Raw genomic sequence first — 396 nt, forward strand, 5'->3', positions numbered from 1 at the left:
TTCCCCCCAAACCCCATCACGTTCTTGTAGTGGTCCAACGTCGGGGTGAAGATCCACGCGGGTGGAATCTGAAAGGTTTCGCTGCGATCCTTGATCGACGTGAGCAGGAACCAGACGACGGGCGCGAGCGAAAACACCAGCGCGAGGCAGATCAGGATAAGAGGGATTCTGCGTCGAAAGCCTTTCAAGCCGCCGGCTAGCATCGATATACCCCTGTGGATGGGTTCATGTTGGGTTCGCCGTTCTCATGCGACGTCGCTGCGCAAGACCGAGCGCACCATCGGGATTGCCACGGCCATCGCGACCAGAATGAGCAGCCACGAAACCGCAGCACCGTGGCCAAAATCGAAGCGCTGGAATGCGTTCACATAGACCATGTAGCTGAGCGTCTCGGTC

1 pseudogene is annotated in these 396 nt (G+C 58.3%); it reads right to left on the minus strand.

The annotated features are described in order from the left end of the window. A pseudogene (locus WDW90_RS38380) lies at nt 1-203 on the minus strand (hypothetical protein); the annotation flags it as partial. Nucleotides 204-396: the final 193 nt, after the last annotated feature.

This window comes from Methylobacterium nigriterrae (assembly GCF_037106235.1).
GTDB classification, from domain to species: Bacteria; Pseudomonadota; Alphaproteobacteria; order Rhizobiales; family Beijerinckiaceae; genus Methylobacterium; species Methylobacterium nigriterrae.